The organism is Streptomyces sp. CA2R106 (genome assembly GCF_037034245.1).
Taxonomy (GTDB): Bacteria; Actinomycetota; Actinomycetes; order Streptomycetales; family Streptomycetaceae; genus Actinacidiphila.
The window spans coordinates 686,602-712,644 of sequence record NZ_JBAGKC010000001.1; the positions used below are offsets into that span (position 1 = coordinate 686,602).

19 protein-coding genes are annotated in these 26,043 nt (G+C 73.0%); 10 read left to right on the plus strand and 9 right to left on the minus strand.

The features are described 5' to 3' along the window. The first annotated feature begins 97 nt into the window (after positions 1-97). The 3 genes from WA788_RS02970 (at position 98) to WA788_RS02980 (ending at position 2,884) form a co-directional block, all read left to right on the plus strand. On the plus strand, positions 98-1,258 hold the full coding sequence (locus WA788_RS02970) for an acyl-CoA dehydrogenase family protein (protein ID WP_335971152.1): 1,161 nt from the start codon (positions 98-100) through the stop codon (positions 1,256-1,258). Positions 1,259-1,625: 367 nt separating this feature from the next. Then, entirely contained in the window at positions 1,626-2,318 is a 693-nt protein-coding gene (locus tag WA788_RS02975) for an LAETG motif-containing sortase-dependent surface protein (protein WP_335971154.1), read from the plus strand. A 146-nt stretch (positions 2,319-2,464) separates the two neighbouring features. After that, entirely contained in the window at positions 2,465-2,884 is a 420-nt protein-coding gene (locus WA788_RS02980) for a hypothetical protein (RefSeq protein ID WP_335971156.1), read from the plus strand. Positions 2,885-2,971: 87 nt separating this feature from the next. On the opposite strand, the gene WA788_RS02985 is transcribed toward WA788_RS02980, so the two are convergent. Next, positions 2,972-4,192: an LCP family protein gene (locus WA788_RS02985; RefSeq protein ID WP_335971158.1), complete on the minus strand. Its 1,221-nt coding sequence runs from the start codon at positions 4,190-4,192 to the stop codon at positions 2,972-2,974. Positions 4,193-4,441: 249 nt separating this feature from the next. Here WA788_RS02985 and WA788_RS02990 point away from each other — a divergent pair, with 249 nt between their 5' ends. After that, positions 4,442-4,909: an acyl-CoA thioesterase gene (locus WA788_RS02990; RefSeq protein ID WP_335971301.1), complete on the plus strand. Its 468-nt coding sequence runs from the start codon at positions 4,442-4,444 to the stop codon at positions 4,907-4,909. A 1-nt stretch (position 4,910) separates the two neighbouring features. Here the strand turns inward: WA788_RS02990 and WA788_RS02995 are convergent, their stop codons facing one another. Then, positions 4,911-6,659 (minus strand): LCP family protein, encoded by a 1,749-nt coding sequence (locus WA788_RS02995; RefSeq protein WP_443033950.1) that lies wholly within the window; start codon positions 6,657-6,659, stop codon positions 4,911-4,913. A 164-nt stretch (positions 6,660-6,823) separates the two neighbouring features. On the opposite strand from WA788_RS02995, the gene WA788_RS03000 reads away from it, so the two are divergent. Further along, complete coding sequence (locus tag WA788_RS03000; RefSeq protein WP_335971162.1) at positions 6,824-7,870, plus strand: glycosyltransferase family 2 protein; 1,047 nt, start codon at positions 6,824-6,826, stop codon at positions 7,868-7,870. Between the two features lie 103 nt (positions 7,871-7,973). Here the strand turns inward: WA788_RS03000 and WA788_RS03005 are convergent, their stop codons facing one another. The 4 genes from WA788_RS03005 to WA788_RS03020 all read right to left on the minus strand — a co-directional run bounded on the left by WA788_RS03005 (position 7,974) and on the right by WA788_RS03020 (position 14,100). Next, positions 7,974-9,770 carry an LCP family protein gene (locus WA788_RS03005; RefSeq protein ID WP_335971163.1) on the minus strand — a complete coding sequence of 599 codons (1,797 nt, stop codon included), beginning with the start codon at positions 9,768-9,770 and terminating at the stop codon, positions 7,974-7,976. A gap of 206 nt (positions 9,771-9,976) precedes the next feature. Then, positions 9,977-11,677, minus strand: coding sequence for an LCP family protein (locus WA788_RS03010; protein WP_335971166.1), 1,701 nt, complete (start codon positions 11,675-11,677; stop codon positions 9,977-9,979). Between the two features lie 49 nt (positions 11,678-11,726). Then, complete coding sequence (locus WA788_RS03015; protein ID WP_335971168.1) at positions 11,727-13,133, minus strand: LCP family protein; 1,407 nt, start codon at positions 13,131-13,133, stop codon at positions 11,727-11,729. Positions 13,134-13,329: 196 nt separating this feature from the next. After that, complete coding sequence (locus tag WA788_RS03020; protein WP_335971170.1) at positions 13,330-14,100, minus strand: TIGR03089 family protein; 771 nt, start codon at positions 14,098-14,100, stop codon at positions 13,330-13,332. A gap of 128 nt (positions 14,101-14,228) precedes the next feature. Between WA788_RS03020 and WA788_RS03025 the strand changes: the two genes are divergently transcribed. Beyond that, on the plus strand, positions 14,229-15,365 hold the full coding sequence (locus tag WA788_RS03025) for an NDP-sugar synthase (RefSeq protein WP_335971173.1): 1,137 nt from the start codon (positions 14,229-14,231) through the stop codon (positions 15,363-15,365). Between the two features lie 208 nt (positions 15,366-15,573). Further along, positions 15,574-16,536 carry a DNA-3-methyladenine glycosylase family protein gene (locus WA788_RS03030; RefSeq protein WP_443033951.1) on the plus strand — a complete coding sequence of 321 codons (963 nt, stop codon included), beginning with the start codon at positions 15,574-15,576 and terminating at the stop codon, positions 16,534-16,536. A gap of 111 nt (positions 16,537-16,647) precedes the next feature. On the opposite strand, the gene WA788_RS03035 is transcribed toward WA788_RS03030, so the two are convergent. From WA788_RS03035 to WA788_RS03045, 3 genes are read right to left on the minus strand one after another with little or no spacing between them, the layout of a single operon-like run. Continuing rightward, positions 16,648-17,982 carry a coenzyme F420-0:L-glutamate ligase gene (locus tag WA788_RS03035; protein WP_335971175.1) on the minus strand — a complete coding sequence of 445 codons (1,335 nt, stop codon included), beginning with the start codon at positions 17,980-17,982 and terminating at the stop codon, positions 16,648-16,650. Next, entirely contained in the window at positions 17,979-18,935 is a 957-nt protein-coding gene (cofD, locus tag WA788_RS03040) for a 2-phospho-L-lactate transferase (protein ID WP_335971177.1), read from the minus strand. The genes WA788_RS03035 and cofD overlap by 4 nt, the downstream gene beginning before the upstream one ends. Before the next feature lie 50 nt (positions 18,936-18,985). Then, positions 18,986-19,486, minus strand: coding sequence for a cysteine dioxygenase (locus WA788_RS03045; RefSeq protein ID WP_335971179.1), 501 nt, complete (start codon positions 19,484-19,486; stop codon positions 18,986-18,988). A gap of 691 nt (positions 19,487-20,177) precedes the next feature. Between WA788_RS03045 and WA788_RS03050 the strand changes: the two genes are divergently transcribed. The 3 genes from WA788_RS03050 to WA788_RS03060 all read left to right on the plus strand — a co-directional run bounded on the left by WA788_RS03050 (position 20,178) and on the right by WA788_RS03060 (position 25,996). Then, complete coding sequence (locus WA788_RS03050; RefSeq protein WP_031519519.1) at positions 20,178-20,441, plus strand: WhiB family transcriptional regulator; 264 nt, start codon at positions 20,178-20,180, stop codon at positions 20,439-20,441. Between the two features lie 231 nt (positions 20,442-20,672). Then, positions 20,673-24,542, plus strand: coding sequence for a glycosyltransferase (locus tag WA788_RS03055; protein WP_335971184.1), 3,870 nt, complete (start codon positions 20,673-20,675; stop codon positions 24,540-24,542). After that, positions 24,539-25,996 carry a DUF5719 family protein gene (locus tag WA788_RS03060; protein ID WP_335971186.1) on the plus strand — a complete coding sequence of 486 codons (1,458 nt, stop codon included), beginning with the start codon at positions 24,539-24,541 and terminating at the stop codon, positions 25,994-25,996. Before WA788_RS03055 ends, WA788_RS03060 begins: the two co-directional genes overlap by 4 nt. Positions 25,997-26,043: the final 47 nt, after the last annotated feature.

The window sequence follows — 26,043 nt, forward strand, 5'->3', positions numbered from 1 at the left end:
GAAAGATCACAGGCGCGGGCCCGTTGGCACCCGCCGCCCCGCAACCGTAGGGTTGCGGAGTTACTGAACGGTAGCAAACACTCGGGAGTGAGACTTCATGGCCGCAGCCGACTTCGACCTGTTCCGGACCTCTGAGGAGCACGAGATGCTCCGCGACGCCGTCCGGTCGCTCGCCGAGGCCAAGATCGCCCCCTTCGCCGCCGAGGTCGACGAGCAGTCGCGCTTCCCCCAGGAGGCGCGCGACGCCCTGGAGGCCAACGACCTGCACGCCATCCACGTACCCGAGGCGTACGACGGCTCCGGCGCCGACGCGCTGTCCACCGTGATCGTGATCGAGGAGGTGGCGCGGGTCTGCGCGTCGTCCTCCCTCATCCCGGCGGTCAACAAGCTGGGCTCGCTGCCGGTCCAGCTGTCCGGCTCCGAGGAGTTGAAGGCGAAGTACCTCGGCGCGCTGGCCCGCAAGGAGGGCATGTTCTCCTACGCGCTGTCGGAGCCGGACGCCGGTTCCGACGCCGCGGGCATGAAGACCCGCGCGGTGCGCGACGGCGACACCTACGTCCTCAACGGCGTCAAGCGCTGGATCACCAACGCCGGCGTCTCGGAGTACTACACGGTGATGGCCGTGACCGACCCCGAGAAGCGGTCGAAGGGCATCTCGGCGTTCGTGGTCGAGAAGGGCGACGAGGGCGTCTCCTTCGGCGCGCCCGAGAAGAAGCTCGGCATCAAGGGGTCCCCGACCCGCGAGGTCTACTTCGACAACGTCCGCATCCCCGCGAGCCGGATGATCGGCGAGGAGGGCACCGGCTTCGCCACCGCGATGAAGACCCTGGACCACACCCGCGTCACCATCGCCGCCCAGGCGCTCGGCATCGCCCAGGGCGCGCTGGACTACGCCAAGGGATACGTCCAGGAGCGCAAGCAGTTCGGCAAGGCCATCGCCGACTTCCAGGGCATCCAGTTCATGCTGGCCGACATGGCGATGAAGCTGGAGGCCGCCCGGCAGATCACCTACGCCGCCGCCGCCAGGTCCGAGCGCTCCGACGCCGACCTGACGTTCTTCGGCGCCGCCGCCAAGTGCTACGCCTCCGACGCGGCCATGGAGATCACCACCGACGCCGTCCAGCTCCTCGGCGGCTACGGCTACACCCGGGACTACCCGCTGGAGCGCATGATGCGCGACGCCAAGATCACCCAGATCTACGAGGGCACCAACCAGGTCCAGCGGATCGTGATGGCCCGTCAGCTCCTCAAGGGCTGAGCCCGCCGGCAGGAGTGGGCGCCACCGCGGGCCCGGCCGTTCCCGGCCGGGCCCGTGTGCAATTGCCGCCGGACCGGCGGGTGCGCTCGCGGGCGCGGCGGCCCGCCGGGCGGTGCGCGCGTAGGACGCCGTCGAGGGGTGCCGGGGTTCCCCGCGTCTCAACTCTGTAATAAACCCACACGGGGTCGCGACGGTTTGTGTGAACTTTGTGCACGTGGACAGGTTTAGCGGTCGGTTTGCGACCAATTGACAAGCGGTTGCGGTCGCTTGTAGAGCTGTGTGGGCCATTGGCGGTGACCGGGGGGTCACTGTGTCACATGCCTGATGGCCATCCGCACTTCTGCTCCGATTTCTGTGAAGGGCAAACGTGTCCATATCCTCCCGCCGCACCTCCCTGACGGTGCGTTACGTAGGCGTTGCCTCCGCCGCAGTCGCGCTCGCGCTCGGCGTCGCAGGCACCGCGTCAGCCTGCAACATCAAGGACTTCTCGTTCACCGGCTCCGCCACCTGCGACCAGCAGAGCGGCAACGGCGTCATCACCGTGCACGACACCGACCGCACCCGTCCGGTCACGATCACGGTCAAGGACGACAGCGGCAAGCAGGTCGCCCAGCAGAAGTACACCGACAGCGGTGACTTCACCATCTCGGTGCCGTGGTCCGCGGGCGCGCACTACCAGGTGCTCGCGTCCGTCCAGGGGTACTTCGACAACCAGTCGGTGGCCAACGGCGTCACCCTGCCGAACACCGAGTGCGGCGCGTCGGCGCCCACCTCGCCCGCCTCCCCGTCGGCGCCCGCGACCGCTCCCTCGGCCTCGCCCTCCACCTCGCCGTCGACGTCGGCCTCTTCCCCGGCGGCGTCCGACAGCCCGAGCGCCGTGGCGAGCACGTCCGTCGCCGCGGTGGCCGACACCAGTTCCCCGTCGCCGAGCGGCAACCTCGCCGAGACCGGTGGCGGTAGCAACACCGGGATGATCGCGGGCATCGCGAGCGCCCTGGTCGTCGTGGGCGGCGGCGCCGTCTTCGGTCTGCGCCGGCGCAGCGCTTCCGCGCGCCACTGATCCGAAGTCCGGTCACGGGTTCGTCCCAAGGACGCTCCGTGCATGTCCCCGACACGTTCGAGGGCGATACGCTGCGACGCCGCCGCCGGTCCGCCGGCGGCGGCGTCTTCGCATGTCAGCACGTCGAACACAATGGGGGTACGTCCATGGCCATTCGCAAGTCCACCATGCAGGAGCAGGTGGCGCAGGCCATCGCGCAGATCAACCCGGCCGACCGGCCGATCGCCACGATCCACGTCCAGACCGGCCCGAGCCCGTGGTTCATCGCGGCCATCGGCGCCATGGGGACGCTGTTCGTGAAGTACTACTTCGTCACGGTCACCGAGCAGGCCGTGGTCTTCCACAAGGCGGGCCGGATGAGCGCCCGTCCCAAGGAGCTGGTCGCCGCGATACCGCGGCAGGAGGCCGCCCGCCTCATCAGCGAGGTCCACCGCAACACCATGTGGAGCTCGCTGAAGTTCCAGCTGCCCGGCCAGCAGAAGCCGACCCGGCTGAACGTCGCCCGCTACTGGCGCAACGAACTGGACCAGTGGGTGCCCGCGGCCACCGGGATGCGCGCCGCGTGACGCACGGCAGCGGCCCCGGTACCCCCTCTCTGGCTCAAGGGGCCGGGGCCGCTGCCTGTGGGACTCCCGTACGAGGCGGGGCGCCGGTCAGCCGGTGGTGGTGCCGACGTCGACCTTCTCGTCCTGCTGGAGCTCGCCGAAGAGCTGCTTGGACTTCGTCTTGTCCCACAGCACCGAGTCGCCGTCGCCGGTCTGGTAGTTGGCGTTGGCTATCGGCACCGTCAGCTGCTTGCCGTCGCCGCCGCTGACGCCCTTCATCGCGAAGAACATGTGCGTCAGGTCGAGCAGGCTCATGTTCTTGTCCACCACCAGGGTGTCCAGACCCGAGCCGATCACCGGGTAGAGCTTGAACGGGTTCAGGATGGTGGACGGCGACGCCGCCTGGTGCGCCAGCGTGGACAGGAACTGCTGCTGGTGCTTCATGCGCCCCAGGTCCTGGTCCGCCTCCTGGTGCCGCTCGCGGACGTAGGCGAGGGACTCCTTGCCGTTGACCTTCTGGCAGCCCTTCTGCAAGTCAGCGCCCGACGCCTTGTCCTTCAGCGGCGCGTCCAGGCACAGCCGCACCCCGCCCAGGGCGTCGACCAGGTTCACGAAGCCGGAGAAGCCGATCTCCGCGTAGTGGTCGATGTGGATGCCCGTGTTGTACTCCACGGTGCGGGTCAGCAGCTCGGGGCCGCCGTCCGCGTACGACTTGTTGAGCTTGTGCGTGGAGGCCGGGTACTGCTTCTTGGTCTCCTTGCCGTAGAACGACGGGATCGTCACGTAGGAGTCGCGCGGCAGGCTCAGCATCGTGGTGCCGTTGCTGCCGGTGTGCAGGATCATCATCGAGTCGGTGCGCTGCCCGGAGTCGGAGCCGGTGTGCAGCTCCTTCTCCTGGGCCGCGGTCAGGCCCTCGCGGCTGTCGGAGCCCACGATCAGGTAGTTGGTGCCCTTGCCCTTGGCAGGAGCGCCCGCCTCCTTGTTGATCGCGCTCAGGTCCACCTCGCGGCGCACCTTGGAGTCGGCCCAGAAGTACGTGGAGACGGACACCACGAGCAGCACCACGACCAGGCCGAGCGCGGTGTAGCCGATCTTCCTGCGGGTGCTCCAGCGCGGCCCGCGCGGCCCCCGGCCGCCCGGTCCACCCGTGCTCGGCGGCCCGTAGCCGCCGGAGCCGGCGCCGGCGCCGGGCTGCGGGCCCGGCTGCGGCCGCCGTGCCTGCTGCGGCGGGACACCGCCGTGGGCGGCGGCTCGACGCGGCGACAGTTCAGGGGGCAGCGGCGGCTCGGAGAGCCTGCGCTGCTCGGTGTCATCGCTCCAACCGTTCATGCCCGCCAGTGTGCCCGGCCCCGGCGCGGGACCGGCAATCACCGGCGGTTCTGTGGCAGACCCGATGCATTCGGCCACCGGCCGTAGCGCTCCCGCGACAGAAGGGCACACGACCGCGACAGTCTTCACCACCGGCATACAGTTGACGGCGTGATCGACTCATCCGCGCCGGGACCCCTGCCCACCCCGCAGGTCCCGGTCCTCCCGGGGAAGCCCACCTCCGCCTCCCGCATCACGCTCTCCCACATCATGAGCGCGCACGACACCAACCTGCTGGGCACCGTCCACGGCGGCGTGGTGATGAAACTGGTGGACGACGCGGCCGGCGCCGTCGCGGGCCGCCACTCCGAGGGGCCGGCGGTGACCGGCGCCATGGACGAGATGGCCTTCCTCGCCCCGGTCCGGGTCGGCGACCTGCTCCAGGTGGAGGCCCAGGTGAACTGGACCGGCAAGACGTCCATGGAGGTCGGCGTCCGGGTCGTCGCCGAACGCTGGAACAAGGCCGGCCCCGGTGAGCAGGTCGCGACCGCCTACCTGGTCTTCGTGGCCGTCGACGCCGAGGGCAAGCCGCGCCCGGTGCCGCCGCTGATCTGCGAGAACGACCGGGACCGGCGCCGCTGGCAGGAGGCCCAGATCCGCCGCACCCACCGGCTGGCCCGCCGCCGCGCGATCCTGGAGCTGCGCCGCGAGCGCGCCGCGGAGGGCCTGGACGGCTGAGTCAGCAGCCCACCGGATCGGCGCTCTGACCCGATCCCGCGGCCTGCGGTGCCGGCTGTGTGGAGGCGGCCGGCTGCGGCGCCAGCGTGGTCACCGGCCGCACCGTACGGCCCTTGAAGTCCATGCCGAGGGTGACCTGCATCACCGGGCCCCGGCCCTTGTCCGGCACCAGCCGAGCGCCGGGCAGCGCGGCGGCCAGCGTCTTCACCGAGCGGTCCCACCGGGGGTCGTAGCGGATGGTGGTCTGCGCGGGGTGGCCGTCGGCGGTGGTGGCCAGCCCCGGGGTGACGAAACCGGTCGCGCGCAGGGCCCGCTGCACGGTGCCGGCCAGGCCGCTGACGCCGGTGGCGTTGGCGACGGTGACGCTGATCCCACCGGGGGCGACGTCGACCTTGACGGCCTTGGGGGAGGAGGAGCCCGCGGCGGACCCGTTCGCGCCGCCGGTCCCGGCGGAGGCGACGGTCCCGGTGGGCCGCGGCGCCGCGGACGGCTGCCGGGCCCCGGCGCGGTCCGCGGTCAGCGGCTGGTCGGCGCGGACCGCGGCCCACAGCTTCCCGGCCTTCGCGGTGTCCCACTTCACGGTGGAGCCGACCCCCGGCACGTGGTAGCTCAGGTCGCTCAGCGGCACCGAGGCGTACTCCGACGACTTGGAGGTGAAGCCCTTCATGCTGCGGGCCAGCGAGATCAGGTCGGTCGGCCGCAGTCCCTCGTCGGCGCGGACCGAGCCGAGCACGGTGCCGGCCACCTTCTCCAGCCGCATCGGGTTGGCCAGGGTGCCGCCGGAGGTGATCTTGTGGATGACCTGGGAGACGAACTGCTGCTGGCGCCGCATCCGCCCGAGGTCGGAGTCGGCGTCGATGTGCCGGGAGCGTACGTACTGAAGGGCCTGGCCGCCGTTGAGCGTGGTGGTGCCCACCGGCAGGTTCAGCCCGCTGTAGGAGTCCTTCAACGGGCGGGTGGTGCACACCGGGACCCCGCCGAGCACGTCCACGGTCTTCATGAAGCTGACGAAGTCGACTTCCAGGTAGTGGTCGATGTGCACCCCGGTCAGCTTCTCGACCGTGCTGACGGTGAGCTTGGGGCCGCCGTCGGCGTACGCCTCGTTGATCTTCGCCGGGTGCGTCGGGACCAGCGGCCTGCCGCCCGCCGAGGTGGCGGTGGCGGTCGCCGCGGCCTTCCCGGCGCCCTGCCCCCGCTTCGCCAGGACGGCGGCCGGGCCCACGTCCGGCAGCTGTACGTAGGTGTCGCGCGGGATGGACACCACGCTCGCCCGGTCCCGGTCCTGCGAGAGGTGCACCAGCATGATCGTGTCGGTGCAGTGGCAGGGCGCTCCGCCCAGGTGGTACTGCTTCTTCTCCTGCGGGTCCAGCCCGTCCCGGCCGTCGGTGCCGACCAGCAGGAAGTTGGTGCCCTTGCTGCCGCCCGGCCGGTTCTGGATGCCGCCGAAGGCGTCCACCCGGTTGATCGCGCCGTTCAGCCCGGCCACCATCGCGTGGCCGACCCCGCTGGCGGTGATCACCAGCAGCGCCACCCCGCCCGCGATCCTGGTGCTCAGCCGCACCGGCGGCCTGCGCCGCGGCCGCCGCGGGCCCGCGGGCTGCGCGGCTGCCCTCCTCGTACCCGTCGTACCCGCCGGAACCCGCCCCGCCGGGCCGCGCCCCTGCCCGGTGGCCGGCGCCGGCGTCGGCGCCGGGACCGCGGCGCTGCGGCGGACACCGGACGGCGACTGGCGGCTTCGGGTGGGCGGCACGGGCGACCTCCGAACAGTTGCGGTGCGGCCGTCGCGACGGGGGCGCCGCCGGCGCGCTGCGACCCGGTTGGCCGCCTGAAGACCCGATCAGGCTAGAGACAAATAGGACTGTCAGTCTTCACCCCACGCGCTGGTGTCCCCCGTTAGCGGTAACGTTTGCCGGAATGAACGCTGTCACCCCCGCCGCGCTCCCGGCCGTCTCCGTGATCATGCCGGTGCTCGACGAGGAGCGCCATCTGCGCAACTCCGTCCGGCACATCCTGGCGCAGGACTACCCGGGCGAGCTCGAGGTCGTCATCGCGCTCGGCCCGTCCACGGACCGGACCGACGCGATCGCCGCGGAACTGGTCGCCGAGGACCCGCGCGTCCACACGGTGCCCAACCCCACCGGCCGCACCCCCGCCGCCCTCAACGCGGCGATCAAGGCGTCCCGGCACCCGGTCGTGGTCCGCGTCGACGGCCACGGCATGCTCTCGCCGGACTACATCGCCACCGCCGTCCGCCTGCTGGACGCCACCGGCGCGGCGAACGTCGGCGGCCTCATGCACGCCGAGGGCGAGAACGACTGGGAGCGGGCGGTGGCCGCCGCCATGACGTCGAAGATCGGCGTCGGCAACGCGGCCTTCCACACCGGCGGCGCGGCGGCCCCCGCCGACACCGTCTACCTCGGCGTCTTCCGCCGTGAGGTGCTGGAGCGGCAGGGCGGCTACAACGAGGAGTTCGTCCGCGCCCAGGACTGGGAGCTGAACTACCGCATCCGCGAGGTCGGCCACCTCATATGGTTCTCGCCCGAACTGCGCGTCTCCTACCGCCCCCGGCCCAGCGTGCGGGCCCTCGCCAAGCAGTACAAGGACTACGGCCGCTGGCGCCGGGTGGTGACCCGCTACCACCGCGGCTCGGTGAACCCGCGCTACCTCGCCGCCCCGACCGCCCTGGTCGCCAACGCGGCCGGACTTCTGCTCGGCGGCACCACCCCGTGGGCGCTGCTCGTCCCGGGCGCGTACGTGGCGGGCATCACCCTCGGCTCGCTGCCGGCCGGCCGCGGCCTGCCGATCGGCGCCCGGCTGCGTATCCCGCTCGCGCTGGCCACCATGCACATGTGCTGGGGCTACGGCTTCCTGACCAGCCCGCGGTCGCTGGCCCGCCGGGTCGTCGCCAGCCGCCGGCCCGCCGTGACCGAGCCGGCGCCGGCCCAGCCGGCCGACGTGTAAACCCTCGGCCTTCCCTCAGCGGCGTACGGCGAGGGGCCCACCGGTTCCGGTGGGTCCCTCGTGCGTGCAGGTCGAAGAGCCCCCAGGTGCCCGGGGCCCGCGGTCAGAACTGGTAGACCGGCAGGATGTCCATGCAGCCCGTGGTGTCGGCGCCGTTGATCACGTCGGCGTCGTCGGGCACCGAGCCCGCCTTCGGCAGGGTCGCGCTGTAGTCGGTGCCGCTCTTCCAGTCCGAGCCGACGGTCAGGGTGATCGTCTGCACGTCGGAGGAGGCCTTGACGTCGTTCGACGGGATCTTCAGCGCCTTCGCCACCGACAGCGCGTCGGACTTGCTCTGCGCGCCGCCGCTGGAGGGGTAGTTCAGCACGGTGCTCTCGCGCGGCCCGGTGTCCTGGCTGGCCGCCGCCTGGGTGAAGCCCGCGGTGCCCAGCGCCTTGGCGAGTGCGCCGGCGCGGCCCGGGGTGGCGACGCCGTCGGCGCTGCCCGCGGTGCCGTTGACCACGGTGACCGGGATGCTCGCGGGCGCCTGCGCCGCCGGGCCGGTGGTCGCCGAGGGGGTCGGCGTGGCCGACGAGGTGCCGGTCTTCGCCTTGCCGTTGGCGTCCATCGCCACGTCGTTGCGCAGCAGCGACCAGACCGTCGAGGCGCTCGGCGCGGGCAGATAGTGCGCGTTCGGGTCCTGGGGGTCCTCGATCCGCGGCATGGTCAGCATCGTGATCCGGTCCGGCGGGATCGTCTTGAGCTGCATGCCGAGGTCGTAGAGCTTTTTCGGGGTGCCGATCTCGGAGGACACCGAGAACGCGGACATCGCGGTGGTGGCGATCTTGTTGAGCTTCGCCGGGTCGGTGAAGAGGTTCTGCCCGCGCAGCTTGCGGATCAGTGAGCTCATGTACATGTGCTGCGCCTTCGAGCGGCCCGCGTCGCTGCCGAACGCGTGCCGGGTGCGCAGCCACTGGAGCGCCTGCTGGCCCTTGACGGTGTGGGTGCCCGCGGTCAGGTGCAGGTGCGAGCCGCCGGGCTGGGCCGCGGTCGCGTGGTCGTCGACGTTCTCCTTGACGCAGACGTCGACGCCGCCGACGACATCGGCCATCTTCACCACGCCCGCGAAGTCGATGGTCAGCCAGTGGTCGATGTAGACGCCGGTGAGGTTCTGCACGGTGGCCAGGGTGCAGCCCGCGCCGCCGCGGCTGAGCGAGGCGTTGATGATGTCGTTCGTCTTCGCGTAGACCTTGTGCGTCTTGGGGTCGGTGCACTCGGGGATGTCCACCCGGGTGTCGCGGGGGATGCTCACCACCGACATGTTGCTGCGGTCGGCCGACAGGTGGGCGATCATGATCACGTCGGCCCGGGCGCCGGCCGCGTCCGCCGCGCCGCCGAGCTTCGCGTCCTCGGGGTCGGAGCGGGAGTCGGAGCCGAGGATCATGATGTTCATCGGGGTCTGGCCCGCGGAGTTCGCCTTGGACTTGGCGACGTTCGTCTTGCCGCTGCTGCGCTCGCCCTTGCGGATCTTGCCGGCGAGGTACTCGTAGTAGCCGTAGGCCGCGCCCGCGGTGCCGAGTACGGCCACCGCGACCACGATGGCCACCCAGCGGAACACCTTGCGCTTGCGGCTCCTGGTCTTGCGCCGCCCGCCGCGCCGGTGCCCGCCGCCGTGACCCGCGGCGCCGGCCGCGGCACCGGACGGGGTGGGGCTGTCGCCGGAACCGCCGGGGCCGTCGAAGCCGCCGGAGCCGCTGGCACCTCCGGGGTCGCTGGCACCACCCGAGCCGTCGAAATAGCCGGAGCCGCCCGAACGCGGCCCGGGTATCGCGCCGTCGTGGAAGGAGCCCTGGCCCCAGTCCGGGCCGCCGGGGTCGGAAGCAGCCCCGTAGCCGGGCTCTCCCACCCTGCCGTCGCGCATACGGACTCCTCCGCTCACCGGTCCGGCTGGGGCAGCCGTCATCCCGTCTTCGTCGTCTGCTTATCAGACCGTCGTTTCGGATAGTCGTTTCAGACCGTCCATGACCGTCTCCTCAGACCGTCCTTATGTCAGACGGTCGGATGGCGGACATAGTTGCATGCGGGGGGCAGGACATACCGGGCCCGTCATCGCGGTGACGCGGTGACCTACCCCACGCAGGAGGTGTCGTCCGCCGTGATCGACTTCAGGCCCTTGGGTGGGGTGGTGGGCGGGGCGATCGGTGTGCCCGGTTTGGTGTAGTCCGCGCCCAGGGTGAGCGACATGTACGTCAGCGGCGGCACGTCCTTGGTGCCCTCGATCAGCGCGGACGCGGGCAGGCCCATCATCGCGGCCAGCGAGCGGGCCTGGTCGGCCTGGTTCGGGGCGTAGCGCAGTGTCGTCTTCGCCGCGCGCGTCGCGGAGTCGCCGCCGTTGGCCGAGCGGTTGACGCCCTCGTCGTTCTGGAGCCAGAGGAGCACGTCCTGCGAGGCGCCGAACGAACCGGTGCCGTTGTAGACGGTCACACGGGTGTTGTGCGGGGTGGCCTTGGTGCCGACCAGCTTGGGGTCCGTCCGGGCGGCGCCGTCCGACAGCGAGATGTCCTGCTTGACCACGCCGAACAGCTGCGTGGACTTCGCCTGGTCGATGACGACGGTGCGGTGCGTGCTGTCGTCCGGGTTCTGCTCGACCGGCAGTTCGGCGAGTGTGAAGTGCTTGCCGGCGACCTTGCCGAACTGGCCGGCCAGGGTGTCGAGCGCGCTGACGCTGCCGATCGGGGTGTCCACGGTCAGCACGTCCGCGGCCGTGGTGGCCAGCGCCTTGAGCTTCTTCGGGTCGGTCAGCGCCGAACCGGAGGTGGCGGTGCGGAAGAGCGCGGCCAGGAACTGCTGCTGGACCTGCACCCGGGCCAGGTCGCCGCCCGCGGGCACACCGGAGGAGCCGGGCAGTTCCTGTTCCGCGCGCACCAGCGCCAGCGCCTGCGCACCGGCCACCTTCTGCCGGCCCGCGCCGAGCGAGAGCCCGGTCGAGGCGTCGCGCAGCGGCTGCTTCAGGCACATCTCCACACCGCCGAGCGCCGTGGTCAGCCGCTGCACCGCGGCGAAGTCCACCATCACGAAGTGGTCCACGTGCAGCCCGGTGAGCTGGGAGACCAGCCGCATCGCGCAGCCTGCGTCGCGTCCGGCGAGCACCGTGGCGAACCGCTGCCCGCTCGCGCCCTTGACCACGGTGTCGCCCACCGGGCACTCGGGCACGTCGGTGACGAGGTTGGGCGGGATGCTCACCGCGGTGGCGTTGCTGCGGTCGGCCGACAGGTGCAGCAACACCGCGGTGTCGGCCTGCCCGGTCGCGGCCGCGGTGCCGGACTCGTGGCCGATCCCGGCCCGGCTGTCGGTGCCGAGCATCAGGATGTTCATCTGACCGGTGGCGGAGAAGGTGGAGGTGCCCGCGTTGCCGACGTCCAGGGTGTGCACCACCGCACCGGACTTGTGGAACGCGGCGTAGCCGCCGACCCCGCCCGCGACGACCGCCAGGCCGATGACGCCGGCCGCCCACACCGTCGTCATGCTCCGGTGCTGCTTGGGCTTGCGGCGGCTGGGTGCGGCGGTGGCTCCGGTGGTGCCCGCGGCGCCCGCGGCCCGGGTCCCGCCCGCGCGCCGGGAGCCGCGGCCGGCGGCGGCCCGGCGGCTGCCGGGCGGGCGCGGCGCGGCGGGCGGTGGTACGGGACCGGGTGCGGCCGCAGGTGCGGGCTCGGGTGCGGGTTCCGTCGCCGACTCGGCCGGTTCCAGCCGCAGTTGGTAGGTGCCCGTGACCGGGTCGAGCACCCATTGGTCAGCGGGGTCGACGTACTCGGAGCCTTGCGTGTCCACGGTCGCTCGGGACCTCCATCCGCAGTGGCCTTAAGCGCCCTACCTTAGTTCATCGGCCTTTGCCGCAGATGTCTCGGTCGGCCGTCGTTCCCTTGAAGGTCGGAGCGTTCGAAGGGCTGGTCGAAGGGGTGCTCGACGGGGTGCTCGACGGGGTCGAGGAGCCGGTGGCCGAGGGGCTGTCCGACGGGCTGTCCGAAGGCGAAGGCGACGCGCCGGCCGTACTGCTCGTACTGCCGCTCGTACCGCTGTCGTCGCTGCTGCTCGTGCCGTCGCTGCTCACCCGCACCGGCTGGTCGGCCCGTACGGCGGCGAAGAGCGTCTCGGCGTCGGGCTGCACCAACTGGTCGCGGTTGCGGTCCTGCACGTAGGGCTCGACGGGCGCGGTGACGAAGTGGATCGAGCCGGCGGGTATCTTCTGGAGGCGCTGCGCCAGCGCGTACAGGTCGCTGAGCGAGTTGAGGCCGGGGTCGGCCGTCAGCGACTTGGTGGCCGCGTCCAGCAGCGGGTACACCTTGCCGGGGTTGAGCAGCACCCCGTTGCTCTGCACCTTCTTGATCAGCGACGCGAGGAAGTCCTGCTGGCGGCTGATCCGTTCGGTGTCGCTGCCGTCGCCGATTCCGTGCCGGACCCGTACGTAGCCCAGCGCCTGTTCTCCGTTGAGCTTGTGCTTGCCCGCGGACAGGTTCAGGTGCGAGTAGGTGTCATGGATGGCGACCGGGGTGCACACCTCGACGCCGCCGACCGCGTTCACCATGTTCTTGAAGCCGCTGAAGTCCACGATCAGGTGGTGGTCGACCCGTACGCCGGTCAGCTCCTCGACCGCGCGGATGGTGCAGGCCGCGCCGCCGAACTCGAAGGCCCAGTTGAACTGTTCGAACTTCGCGGCGACCGTGCTGCCGTCGGACTTGGTGCACTTGGGCACGTGCACCATCAGGTCGCGCGGGATGCTCACCGCGGTGGCGTTGCTGCGGTCGGCCGACAGGTGCAGCAGGATCGTGGTGTCCGAGCGCTGGGTGCCGGTGTCCTGGCCGTACTTGTCGTTGCCGCCGCTGCGGCTGTCCGAGCCGATCAGCAGGATGTTCTCGGTGGAGGCCGGGCCCTCGGGCGGGCGCTGCGACGCCTGCGCCTTCAGCTCGTTCTCGGTCACCGTGTCGGTGGTGATGTTGCCGTTGAGGTGCTGGTAGACGTACCAGACGCCGCCGGCACAGGCGAGCACGAGCACCGAGGTGGCGATGGCGGTGTACTTCAGCCACCGGAAACGGCGCCGGGGCGCGGGGACTTCGGCATCGGAGTCGGGTGCGGGTGCGGGTGCAGGTGCGGGCACCTCGGCGGGTTCGTCGGGTGCGGGTGCGGTTTCGGCCTTCACGGGTGCTTCGGCGGATTCGCCGGCTTCCGGCGCTTCGTCCTCCGGGTCCGCGGCGGAGTCGTCCCGCGATGGCTGCGCTGGCGTGGTCACGTCGTGCCCGTCCCTAGGTCAGGGGCCCGGCGGGCGGTGCCGGGCGTCATCCAGTCGCCGGAGGGATCGGACCCGAGTACCCGCGCGGCATTCGTTCAGACAGTCGAAATACCGCAAGGGTTGCCCGGAGCGCGCATTCTGTGCGGGAGTTGAGGAAATTTTCATGCAGGATCGGCACCTGCGTGATCAGTGGTGCTCAGGCGGCGCCCGGTGCGACCGTGCGGGTCACGCGCTCCGCGTCCTTGCGGCGCTCCAGCGCGTCGGCCGGCAGTTGGTCGAGGTGCCGGCACAGGACGACGGAGGCGCCCGCGGCGAGCGGTGCCAGCAGACCCGCGGCCAGCCCGTGCCAACCGTCGTACGGCAGCCCGGACAGCAGCCGCGCACCCGGCGCCAGCCCCAGCGCCTCGGCCTCGGCGCGGGCCCTGGCCACCACCTCCGCGCCGGTGAGGGTCTCCCCGCCCGTCAGTTCGAGCGCCGGGTCGTCCGGCCCGACCGGCACGTAGGGCGTGAACCGGTCGCTCTGGGAGGGCACTTCGACCGCGTAGTCCAGGAACGGCTGCGGCGGCGGCTGGAGGAACCGCCCGCCGAGCGGCCGCAGCGCCATCGCCACCCGCGGGCCGGCGCAGCGCGCGGCCTCCTCCAGGACGTCCGGGCCGCTCACCACCAGGTCGGCCGCCGCCGGATCGCCGCCGGGCACCGCGACGACGCCGGTCGCGGACGCGGCCACCAGCCACACGGCGGTCTGCCAGTGCGCGGGCAGCAGCAGCGCGACCCGGTCGCCGGGTTCGGCGCCCAGCTCGTCCTGGATCAGGTTCGCCGTCTTCGCCACCCAGTTGGCGAAGGTCGCCACCGACAGCTCGACCCGCTCGCCGGTCGCGTCGTCGTAGAAGGTGATCAACGGGCGGCCCGGGTCGGCGCGCAGCGCGTCGGCGAGCAGTCCGGCGGGGGTCAGTGCGCTGGAGGTCACACGGCCCAGGCTACCTGGGGCGATACGCGGGCCCGGCCCGGTGCGCCGGTTCGCCGCAGCGGCCGACGTGCTGACGAGTTATCAGGTGGTGGTTTATCGGGTTTACCGCTTATGCCACTATCGTTCCCATGCGAGCACACCCCGCCTCCGCGGCCGGTACAGCCGACCCGACCCGCCGTCCCGCCACCGAGGCGATCCTGCTGGTCGGCGGCAAGGGCACCAGACTGCGCCCGCTCACCGTACACACCCCCAAGCCGATGGTCCCGGCCGCGGGGGTGCCGTTCCTCACCCACCAACTGGCCAGGGCCCGCGCCGCGGGCGTCGAGCACGTGGTGATGGCCACGTCCTACCTGGCCGAGGTCTTCGAGCCGTACTTCGGCGACGGCTCCGCGCTCGGCCTGCACCTGGAGTACGTCACCGAGACCGACCCGCTCGGCACCGGCGGCGCCCTGCGCAACGTCGCCCACCGGCTGCACTCCGCGCCCGGCGAACCGGTCCTCGTCTTCAACGGCGACATCCTCACCGGCCTGGACATCGGCGCCCTGGTCGCCGCCCACCGCGCCGGCGGCGCCGACGTGTCGCTGCACCTGACCCGGGTCGAGGACCCGCGCGCCTTCGGGCTGGTGCCCACCGACCCGGACGGCCGGGTCACCGCCTTCCTGGAGAAGCCGCAGACGCCCGAGGAGATCGTCACCGACCAGATCAACGCGGGCGCGTACGTCTTCACCCGCGCCCTGCTCGACGAGATCCCCGCCGGCCGTCCGGTCTCCGTCGAGCGGGAGACCTTCCCCGGACTGCTCGCCGAGGGCGCTCACTTGCACGGCATGGTGGACTCCACGTACTGGCTCGACCTCGGCACCCCGCAGGCGTTCGTCCGCGGCTCCGCCGACCTCGTCCTGGGCCGCGCCCCCTCGCCGGCCGTCCCCGGGCGCCGCGGCGAACGGCTCGTGCTGCCCGGCGCCGAGGTCGCCGAGGACGCCAAGCTCTTCGCCGGCACCTGTGTCGCCGAGGGCGCGGTCATCGGGTCCGGCGCCCTGGTGGAGGGCAGCGCCGTACTGGCCGGCGCGCGGATCGAGCCGGGCGCGGTGGTGCGCGACAGCCTGATCGGGGTCAACGCCCGGGTCGGCAGCCGCGCGGTCCTCGTCGGGGCGGTGGTCGGCGACAACGCGGAGGTCGGCGCCGACAACGAACTGCTCGGCGGCGCCCGCGTGTGGTGCGACGCACGTATCCCGGCGGGGAGCGTGCGGTTCTCCTCCGACCAGTAGCGGGAGCGGGGGACCGGGGGCGCGGCCCGGGGCGCGGCCCGGGGCCGGGGGGCGGGGGCGCGGTGCGGCCTGGGCCCGGCCGGTCCGGGCCGCCGGGGCTCTGTCAGCGGTGGAACCGGGGGCTGCGCCGGGGCTGTCAGGGGGAAGCGGAATCCGTGGGGCGAGGGCGCCGACGAGCCTTCGCAGTCGCCCGCTATACCCTTCCGGGGTGCCCGAAGACACCGCGTCCCCCAGGCCCGCCGCCGCGCAGGCGCCCCGGGGCCGCACCCGCGCCTGGGCACCCCCCTTCCCCCTCGACGTGCGCCGCACCCTCATGCCGCTGCGCCGCGGCGGCGGCGACCCCGGCTTCCGGATCACCCCCGACGGCACCGTGTGGCGGGCCAGCCGCACCCCCGCGGGCCCGGCCACCCTGCGCCTGACCGGCAGCCCCGCCGCGATCGAGGGCACCGCCTGGGGCCCGGGCGCGCAGTGGCTGCTCGACGGCCTGCCCGCGCTGCTGGGCGCCGACGACGACCCGTCGGCGTTCGTCCCGCGGCACCGCCTGGTGCACGCCGCGCACCGGCGGCACCCCGGGCTGCGGCTGACCCGCACCGGGCTGGTGCTGGAGTCGCTGATCCCCTCGGTGCTGGAGCAGAAGGTCACCACGATCGAGGCGTACCGCGCCTGGCGGCTGCTCCTGCTCCAGCACGGCGAGGCCGCCCCCGGGCCACGGGACGCCGGGGCGCCGCCCGGTATGCGGGTCATGCCCGACGCGGCCGGCTGGGCCCGGGTGCCGTCCTGGGACTGGCGCGGCGCCGGCGTGGACAACAAGCGCGCCTCCGCCGTCCTGCGCGCGGTGCGTCTGGGCGGCCGCCTCGACTCCCTGGCCGCCCGCCCCGCCGAGGAGGCCGCGGCTTTGCTCACGACGGTCCCCGGCATCGGCCCGTGGACCGCCGCGGAGACCCTCCAGCGCAGCCACGGCGCCCCCGACGCGGTGACCGTCGGCGACCTGCACCTGCCGCACCACATCGGCTACGCGCTGACCGGCGAACCGCGCTGCGACAACGAGACGATGCTGCGGCTGCTGGCGCCGTACGCCGGGCAGCGGCACCGCGCCGCCCGGCTGATCCTGCTGGCCGCGCCCGCCCCGCCACGGCGCGCGCCGCGGATGGCGCCGGCTCGGCACCGCTGAAGCGGAACCCGAACCCGAAGCGGAACCCGAACCGGAATCCCGCGGCGCCCGCTGGCGCGGCGCGGGCGCCGGACCGGCCGCCGGCTGACGTGACCGCCGGAGCCCGCGCGGTCAGCGCACCGCGAGGAACGGCTCCGCCGCGCGCTCGGCCCTGGGTGCGGGTGCCGCCGCGGGGTGGCCGACCGCGATGGTGCCCAGCGGGTCCCACGACGGCGGCAGGTCGAGCACCTTGCGCACCACGTCGCGGCAGAACAGCGCGGAGGACACCCACGCCGACCCCAACTGCTCCCCGGCCAGCGCGACCAGGAAGTTCTGCACCCCGGCGCCGCCGGAGACCAGGAACATCTCCCGCTCGGCCGTCGCCCGCCGCTCGTCCGGGTACGTGTGCGCGCCGCCCTCGGTGACCAGGCACGGCACCACCAGATACGGCGCCCTGCGCAGCACCTCGCCGCGCCGCAGCCGCTTGGCGACGCTCGCCTCCGAGAAGCCGTCACCGCGCAGGTCGGCGGCCCACGCGTCCCGCATCGCGTCCAGCAGCCGCAGCCGCGCCTCCGGCGTCTCCAGCAGCACGAACCGCCACGGCGTGGTGTGGTGCGGGGCGGGCGCGGTCACCGCGAGGGCGACGGCGCGCCGCACCGCCTCCGGGTCCACCGGCGCGTCGCTGAACTCCCGCACGGTGCGCCGCAGCGACACCGCTTCCCGTACGGCCTCGGACGTGCCCAGCCGGAACATGTCGCTGGCCGCCGACCGCACCAGGGCCCGGGCCCCGATGTCCTCCGGGTCGTCGGCCCCGTCCGCCTCCTGGGGGCGCAGGACGTGTGCCAGGCCGCGGACCACCGCGACGGGCATCCCGGTGGCCTTGCCCTTGACGAGGTCCCCGGCCGCGGCCAGCTCGTCCGCGGTCGCGGTGATCGTGACGTTCAAGGGGTTGCCGTGGGAGTCCTCGCCGCCCCGCAGGTCGTCCAGTACCTGCACGCCGGCCGCGCCGATCGCCACATCGGTGAGCCCGGAGCGCCAGGGCCGCCCGAAGGTGTCGGTGACGACGATGCCGACCTGTACGCCCAGCGCGTCCCGCAGCCCCTGCCGGATGCGCCGGGCGGAGGCGTCGGGGTCCTCGGGTAGCAGCAGTACGGTGCCCGCCGGGGTGTTGGACGCGTCGACCCCGGCCGCGGCCATCACGAAGCCGTGCCGGCTCTCCACGATCCGGGTGTTTCCGCGCCGGGCCACCAGCCGCACCGTTTCCGCGTCGATCGCGGCCTCGCGGTCGTCCGCCTCCACCAGCCGCCCTTCGGCCTTGCTGACGATCTTTGACGTGACGACCACCACGTCGCCGTCGGCCAGGGCGACGCCGGTGGCGACGATCAGCTTGGCGATGTCGGCGCCGGGCTGCACCTCGCCGATCCCGGGGACGGCGAACACCTCGTAGCGGGGGGCGGTCGCGGTCATGCCCGCACCTCCTCGGCCAGCGCGAGGGCCTCGCGCGCCATCTGCGTGGTCGCCGCCAGGTCCGTCATGAGCAGCGGCACCGCCCGGCAGCGGATGCCGGCCGCCTCGACCTGCGGGGCGGCTCCCGCGTCCACGGTGTCCACCAGCCACCCGTCCAGCAGCCCGCTGCCGTAGTGCGCCGCCACCGCCGCCGCGGTGGACTCCACGCCCACGGCCGCCAGCACCTTGTCGGCCATCCCGCGCACCGGCGCGTCGCCGACGATGGGCGACAGGCCCACCACCGGCACCCCCGCCTCCGCGATCGCCTCGCGTACCCCCGGTACGGCCAGGATGGTGCCGACGCTCACCACCGGGTTCGACGGCGGGAACACGACCAGGTCCGCGCTGCCGATCGCCTCCAGCACCCCGGGTGCGGGCTTCGCGTTCTCCGCGCCGACTGGCACCACCGCGTGCGCGGGCACCGACGCGCGCAGCCGCACCCAGTACTCCTGGAAGTGGACCGCCTTGCGCTCCCCGTCGACCTCCACGAGCACATGGGTCTCGACCCGGTCGTCGGACATCGGGATGAGCCGCACCCCGGGTTGCCAGCGGGCGCACAGCGCCTCGGTGACCGCGCTGAGCGGATAACCCGCGCCGATCATCTGGGTCCGGACGATGTGGGTGGCGAAGTCCCGGTCGCCCAGGCCGAACCACTCCGGTCCGACGCCGTAGGCGGCGAGTTCGTCCTTGACCGCGAAGGTCTCGTCGGCCCGCCCCCACCCCTGCTCCTCGTGGATGCCGCCGCCCAGGGTGTACATGACGGTGTCGAGGTCGGGGCAGACCTTCAGCCCGAACAGGTGGATGTCGTCTCCGGTGTTGCCGATGACGGTGATGTCCGCCTCCGGCGCCGCTGCCTTGAGGCCGCGCAGGAAGCGCGCTCCTCCGATACCTCCGGCCAGAACCACGATTCGCATGGCCCCAGTCTGTCAGCCCCGTGACGTGCGGTGCCCGGGCCTCGGGCCGACTACGCCTGCGCGGGTGTAAGGGCGCCCGGGGTGCACGCGTACGGGGTCATCTCGGTCAGCCCGGGGAAGTACACGTGCAGGCTGACGGCGCCGTCCAGCGACTCGTTGACGACGTCGTGGACGTAACCCGGGGCGAACACGCGCTGGTGACCGGGCGTCAGGACGCGGCGGGTCTCACCGCGGGGGGTCAGCGCGCGCTCGTGCAGGGTGCCGTCCAGGACGGTCAGCACGCCGCTGGAGCGGCCGTGGTCGTGCAGCCCGCTGCCTTGCCCGGGCAGCCAGCTCAACAGCCACACTTCGTAGCCGGGTCCGGTTCGCAGGCGCGCGTACCAACGGGTGGTGGCGTCGTAGCGCACCTGCGGGGCCCACTGCGCGCGGTCGGCGGCGATGGAGCGGGCGAGTCCGGCGAACTCCGCGACGGTGCTGGGGTGTCGGGGCACCGGCGGGAGCAGGTGGGGCAGCTCGAGTGGGTCACCGGCGATCGAGACGTCGGAGTACATGAGGGGCGTGTGTTCCTTGGGGTGCGCATGATGCGGAAAGGTGCCGGCGGCCGTGGCGGCCGGACAGGGGATCAGCGGCAGCGGAAGGAACAACAACAGCTCTGGGCGAGCGCGACGCAGCAGGACTCGGGGCGGCGAGTCCGGAAGGGCGCGTGGTGCTCGGCGTGCATGGGGACAAGCAAATCGGTTCGAGCGGCGCCCTGTCAACCGAATGTCCGAAATGACCGATTGGTTTCCCCCGATCCGGTGGGCTCCGGTGGTGAAAGGTTTGTGTGTGGAGGGGTGCGGATAGGAGGTGGCGCAACCGTGCAGATCTGATGGGGATCTCCATTCGGATCTGGGAAAACACGCGGCCCCGGTATGACCTTGTGCTCCTGTGATCGAAATGTGATTCCCGGTGCGTCGCTCGAACGAGTGGAACGCCGCCCGTCACCGCAGCGTCTGGCGGGGTGTGAGCGTTTGGCCGGTGGGGCCACGGTTGACGGATGCGGTCATTCAGGCCGATATCAACACTATCTGTCACTCCTTGGTTCAGCGGAGTGAATAACGGGCTCAATAGCAGATCTCGGCTTGACTGGCCCGGATCGGCACACTTGTAATTTCACTCGTGTCGTTCTGCCGGACCGCCGGACATGACGGCAGGTACCACCACGGGGAACATCACGGGGAAGCACGACAGACAGGGGCGCGCATGACCGAGCAGTTCCAGTTGCTGCTGGCCGAGGAGGCCGACGAGGAACTCGGCTGGCAGGAGCGCGCGCTGTGTGCGCAGACCGACCCCGAATCCTTCTTCCCCGAAAAGGGCGGTTCCACCCGTGAGGCGAAGAAAGTCTGCCTCGCCTGTGAAGTCCGTTCCGACTGCCTTGAGTACGCCCTCGCCAACGACGAGCGCTTCGGCATCTGGGGCGGCCTGTCCGAGCGCGAGCGGCGCCGCCTGAAGAAGGGCGTCGTCTGACCCGCGCCCCCGGCCGGCACCTCGCCGTCCCCCGGCCGCCACTTGCCCGCGGCCCCGCATCCGGCCCGTCTCCCGCGCCCTCCGGCACGGCAGGCGGGCCGCTGTTGTGCCTACGCCCGGACGGCCGCGCCGCTGCGAGCCGTTAGTGTGGGGGGCCGTCCGAGATGCATGCCCCGCCGCCGGCGGGTTGATGCGTCCACCGCAGTCCAGCGAACCGGGGCCCGAACCTCGATGTCCGTGAACAGCCCAGCACCGGCCGTCCATCCGTCCGGGACCCCTGAGTTCCCGCACCACGTCGTCACCGCCGTGCTCGTCGCGCACGACGGCGCGCGCTGGCTGCCCAAGGCCCTCCAGGGGCTGCTCGCGCAGGACCGCCCGGTCCAGGACGTCGTCGCCGCCGACACCGGCAGCGCCGACGACTCCGCCCGCCTGCTCGCCGAGTCCCTCGGCGACCAGCGGGTGCTGCACCTCGCTCGCCGTACCGGCTTCGGCGCCGCCGTCGACGAGGCCGTGCGCTCCACCACACCGCTGACCGCGGACGACCTGCCCTACCTCCGGCGCCGCACCAGCGGCTGGGACCCCGTCAACCGCACCTGGAACGACGACGCGTACGACGAACCCGCCGAGCCGCCGGCCGAACCCGTCCAGTGGCTGTGGCTGCTGCACGACGACTGCGAGCCGGAGCCCGGAGCGCTGGCCGCCCTCCTGCGCACCGTCGAGACCTCACCGTCCACCGTGATCGTCGGCCCCAAGCTGCGCAGCTGGTACGACCGCCGCCAACTCCTGGAGACCGGCGTCTCCATCGCCCGCAGCGGGCGCCGCTGGACCGGCCTGGAGCGCCGCGAGCAGGACCAGGGCCAGCACGACCAGGTCCGCCCCGTGCTGTCCGTCTCCTCCGCCGGCATGCTGGTGCGCCGCGACGTGTGGGAGGAACTCGGCGGCTTCGACCGCCGCCTGCCCCTCATGCGCGACGACGTCGACTTCTGCTGGCGCGCCAACGCCGCCGGCCACACCGTCCTGATCGCCCCCGACGCGATCATGCGGCACGCCGAGGCCGCCTCCCGTGAACGCCGTCCCGTCGACTGCGCCGGCCGCTCCGCGGTCAACCCGCACCGCGTCGACAAGGCCGGCGCCGTCTACACCCTCCTGGCCAACACCCGCGGCGCACTGCTGCCCTACGTCATGGTGCGGATAGTCGTCGGCACCCTGCTGCGGACCCTCGCCTACCTCGTCGGCAAGGTGCCCGGCCAGGCCGTCGACGAGATCGTCGGACTGCTCGGCATCCTGCTGCGGCCGGGGCGGGTGCTCGCCGCCCGGCGCCGGCGCGGCAGCGGCGCGGTGGCGCCCTCCGAACTGCGGCCGCTCTTCCCGCCGCCCGGCGCGACCGTCCGCGCCACCGTCGACCAGGTGGTCAGCAACTTCGCCGGCCGCGCCGACGCCTCCACCGCCGCGGCCGGCCGCCATGGCGGCGCCGTCGAGTCCGGGCCCGGCGACGACGACGGCGACTTCCTGGAGGTCGAGCAGTTCGCCCGGCTGAAGCGGATCGCCCGCAAACCCGGCCCCGTGCTCTTCGCCGTCCTGCTCGTCGTCTCCCTGGCCGCCTGCCGCGGCCTGCTCGGCGGCGGCTCGCTGGCCGGCGGCGCCCTGCTCCCCGCCGACCCCGGCGCCTCCGACCTGTGGTCCACCTACGCCGGCTCCTGGCACACGCTCGGCACCGGCGGCACCCAGGCCGCGCCCCCCTACATCGCGGTCCTCGCGCTCTTCGCCACCGTGCTGTTCGGCTCCACCGGCCTGACCCTGACGCTGTTCCTGGTCGCCTCCGTGCCGCTGGCCGGCATCGCCGCCTACTTCGCGTCCCGGCCGCTGGTCGAGTCCCGCCTGCTGCGCGCCTGGGCGTCGGTCGCCTACGCCTTCCTGCCCGCCGCGACCGGCGCCCTGGCCGGCGGCCGCCTCGGAACCGCCGTACTGGCGATCCTGCTGCCGCTCATGGCCCGCGCCGCCGTCTCCGCCGCGGGCCTGCAACTGACCGACTCCGCCATCGAGCGCGGCGCCCGCCCCGGCTGGCGCGCCACCTGGGCGCTGGCCCTGATGCTCACCTTCACCACCGCCTTCACGCCCGTCACCTGGCCGATCGCCCTGGTGCTGGCCGCGGGCGCGATCGGCTGGCGCCTGGTGCGCCGCCAGCAGCAGCTCCTGGTGCCGCAACTGCTGCGCGCGGCCGCCCTGGTCGTCACCCCGCTGGTGCTGCTCGCCCCCTGGTCGCTGACCCTGCTCTCCCACCCGGGGCGCATGCTCGAGGAGGCGGGCCTGCCGTACTCCACGAAGACCGCCTCCGGGCTCGACCTGCTCCTGCTCAGCCCCGGCGGTCCCAAGGCGTCCGGCGGCTTCCTGCTGATCGGCGTCGTGCTCGCCGCGCTCGCCGCCCTGATGCGCGGCAGCCGCCGCCCCGCCATCGCCGTCGCCTGGGGCGCCGCCCTGACCGGCATGCTCTTCGCGGTCGTCGAGAACAGCAAGGACTGGGCCGGCCCCGCCACCCTGGTCTACGGCCTCGCGCTGCTGGCCGCCGCCGCGATCGGCGCCGAGGGCGCGAACGAGCGGATCGCCGCCAGTGGTTTCGGCTGGCGCCAGCCGGTCGCCGCCCTGATCGCCTTCGCCGCGGTCGCCGCCCCCCTGCTCGCCGCCTTCACCTGGATGATCGACGGCGCCGACGGCCCGCTCAAGCGCACCGACCCGACGCAGGTGCCCGCCTTCGTCGCGGAGGAGGCCACCACCTCCGACCAGCCCCGCACCCTGGTGATCGGCGGCACCCAGAGCCAGGTCCAGTACGCCATCGTGCGCGGCTCCGGCGTCCGGCTCGGTGACGCCGAACTCGCCGCCGAGGCACCCCACGACCGCGCCCTGGACAAGGTGGTGGCCAACCTCGTCGCGGGCTCGGGCGCCGACCAGGGCAGCCGGCTGGCCGGATACGCCGTGCGGTACGTCCTCGCGCCCAAGGGCGCGCCCAAGGAGTTCGGCAAGGTGCTCGACAGCACCCCGGGCCTGTCCCGGCTCAGCCAGTCCGACGGCACCGAGTTGTGGCAGGTCAACCAGAACGTCTCCCGCATCACCATCACCAGCAAGGGCGCCCAGCCCGTCGGCGTCCCCGCCGGCCGCATCCAGGCGCACACCAAGGTGCCCGCCGGCCCGTCCGGCCGCGTGCTGCGGATCGCCGACACCGCCAACTCGGGATGGCACGCGACCCTCGACGGCACCGCGCTCACCCCGGTCACCGTCGACGGCTGGGCCCAGGGCTTCGACCTGCCCGCCACCGGCGGCCGGCTGGACGTCACCTACAAGGAGCCGCTCACCCACATCGGCTGGCTCGGCGTCCAGGCGCTGCTGCTGCTCGTCGTGATCGTGCTGGCGCTGCCGGGCCGCCGCCAGGAGATCGACGACGACCTCCCGGAGGCGGACGGCGCCGCCACCGCCGACCTCCCCGGCCAGCCCCTCGGCGAGGGCCGCCGCGCCCGCCGCCTGCAAGCCGCCGCGGAAGCGGAGGCGGCCGAGGCAGCCGCCGCCGGCGCCACCGCGGCGAACGCGCCCTCCGGCACCGAGCCGCCGGACGCTGCCGCCGAGCCGCTCGAAGCCGGCATCCCTGCGCCCCGCGAAGAGGCCCAGGAGGCCCAGGACGGCGACTACGAGCAGGCGCCCGCCTATTCGGCCCCCGCTGGCGGGTACGACCCGTACGCGGCCGCTGAGGGCGCCGACGGCTACACCTACCAGGACACGGGTTACCAGGAAGGCGGCTACCAGGAGGGCGGCTACGCCGATCCCGCCTACGCGCAGGCCGCCCCCGGCTGGGAGAGCGCCCCGGCCGCCCAGCAGCCCTACCCGGCCGATCCCGCCGGATACGACCAGCAGGCGTACGGCTACGGCTACCCCGCCCAGCCCGGCTACGACCCCTACGCGCCGCCGCAGCCCGCGCCGGACGGCCAGGCCCCCTACGACCAGGGCTACGGCGAGCAGCCCGACCAGGACGAGCAGGGCCGGGCCGGCTACCCCGACCCCGCGCCGTACTACGCAGACGGCGACCAGCGCCGTGATGGGAGCGAGTACCAGTGAACCGCAGCACCCTGTCCCTGGCCGGTGCCGTGGTCGCGCTCGCCGTCCTGACTGGCGCGGCCTCCATGACCGGGGGCGACGACTCCCACGCCGCCACCGCCGGCTCCTCCTCGCGCCTGCCGGTCCAGCGCAGCACCCTGCTGTGCCCGGAGCCGTCGACGTCGGAGTTCGCCGACACCACGTACACGTCCTTCACCCCGACCGGCAGCGGCACCTCCGGCGGCAAGGCCACCCTGGTGCCGGCCACCACCAAGCCCACCGCGCTCAAGCCGCTCACGTCCACCGGCAAGCCCGTCACGTCGGGCACCGACAAGTCGGACTCGCCCGCGCTGATCGGCACCGCGGACGGCGCCGTGGCACCCGGGTGGAGCGTCTCCCAGACGACCGTCGTGAGCGACGGACCCGGCCGCGGCCTGCTCGGCACCTCCTGCGTCGCCCCCGACAGCGAGTTCTGGTTCCCGGGCGCCAGCACCCAGGACGGCCGCCAGGACTACGTGCACCTGGTCAACCCCGACGACACCCCGGCCGTCGTCGACATCGACCTGTACAGCAAGGACGGCCAGCTCAAGGGCTCCACCGGCGACGGCATCACCGTGCCCGCGAAAAGCTCCAAGCCGGTGCTGCTGTCCACGCTCATCGCCGACAAGGTGCAGGACCTGACCGTGCACGTCGTCGCCCGCAGCGGCCGGGTCGGCGCCGCCGTGCAGGCCACCGACAACGCGGCGGGCACCGACTGGCTGTCGGCCGCCGCCCAGCCGGCCGGGGACCTCGTCATGCCCGGTATCCCCGCCGACGCCACCGACGTGCGCCTGATCACCTATGTGCCCGGCTCCGACGACGCCGACCTGACGCTGAAGCTCGCCACCCCCAGCGGCTCGATCACCCCGGCAGGCAACGAGACGCTGCACGTCAAGAGCGGCATGACCACCTCCGTCGACCTCGGTGACCTCACCAGGGGCGACGCCGGGTCGCTGATCATCGGTTCGAGCAGCTCGCACGACCCGGTGCCGGTGGTCGCCGGGCTGCGCATCACCCGCGGCAAGGGCAGCGACCAGGAGATCGCCTTCCTGCCCGCGACCGCCCCGATCGACCGGCAGGCATCCATCGCCGACAACCGCAGCAAGGGCTCCACACTCGCCCTGACCGCCACCGGCAAGGACGTCAGCGTCAAGATCACCTCGTCGGCGGGCTCCACGGCGGGTACCTCGGTCAGCAAGACCGTCACCGTCAAGGCGGGCACGACGGTGTCCACGGCCCCGCCGCAGCCCTCCGGCCTCAAGGGCGCCTACGCGGTGACCGTGCAGCGCCTGTCCGGAGGACAGTTGTACGCGTCGCGGATGCTCGCACTGCCCCTGGACGGGGTGCCGATGTTCACGATCCAGCCGATGCCCGACGACCAGGGGCTGGTCGAGGTGCCGCAGGCCGCGGACGACCTGCGCGTCCTGGAACCCTAGGGTCCCCGGCCCCACTGGGTGTCACCCAGCGTCCCAGGGCGCCGGCC

Excerpts from the sequence above, each read along its gene's own strand:
- WA788_RS02985 (WP_335971158.1), bottom strand. The coding sequence starts at position 4,192 with ATGAACGGTTGGAGCGATGACACCGAGCAGCGCAGGCTCTCCGAGCCG.
- WA788_RS03050 (WP_031519519.1), top strand. The coding sequence starts at position 20,178 with ATGACCGAGCAGTTCCAGTTGCTGCTGGCCGAGGAGGCCGACGAGGAA.
- WA788_RS03005 (WP_335971163.1), bottom strand. The coding sequence starts at position 9,770 with ATGCGCGACGGCAGGGTGGGAGAGCCCGGCTACGGGGCTGCTTCCGAC.
- WA788_RS03025 (WP_335971173.1), top strand. The coding sequence starts at position 14,229 with ATGCGAGCACACCCCGCCTCCGCGGCCGGTACAGCCGACCCGACCCGC.
- WA788_RS02980 (WP_335971156.1), top strand. The coding sequence starts at position 2,465 with ATGGCCATTCGCAAGTCCACCATGCAGGAGCAGGTGGCGCAGGCCATC.
- WA788_RS02970 (WP_335971152.1), top strand. The coding sequence starts at position 98 with ATGGCCGCAGCCGACTTCGACCTGTTCCGGACCTCTGAGGAGCACGAG.
- WA788_RS03035 (WP_335971175.1), bottom strand. The coding sequence starts at position 17,982 with ATGACCGCGACCGCCCCCCGCTACGAGGTGTTCGCCGTCCCCGGGATC.
- WA788_RS02990 (WP_335971301.1), top strand. The coding sequence starts at position 4,442 with ATGAGCGCGCACGACACCAACCTGCTGGGCACCGTCCACGGCGGCGTG.
- WA788_RS03045 (WP_335971179.1), bottom strand. The coding sequence starts at position 19,486 with ATGTACTCCGACGTCTCGATCGCCGGTGACCCACTCGAGCTGCCCCAC.
- WA788_RS03000 (WP_335971162.1), top strand. The coding sequence starts at position 6,824 with ATGAACGCTGTCACCCCCGCCGCGCTCCCGGCCGTCTCCGTGATCATG.
- WA788_RS03055 (WP_335971184.1), top strand. The coding sequence starts at position 20,673 with ATGTCCGTGAACAGCCCAGCACCGGCCGTCCATCCGTCCGGGACCCCT.
- cofD (WP_335971177.1), bottom strand. The coding sequence starts at position 18,935 with ATGCGAATCGTGGTTCTGGCCGGAGGTATCGGAGGAGCGCGCTTCCTG.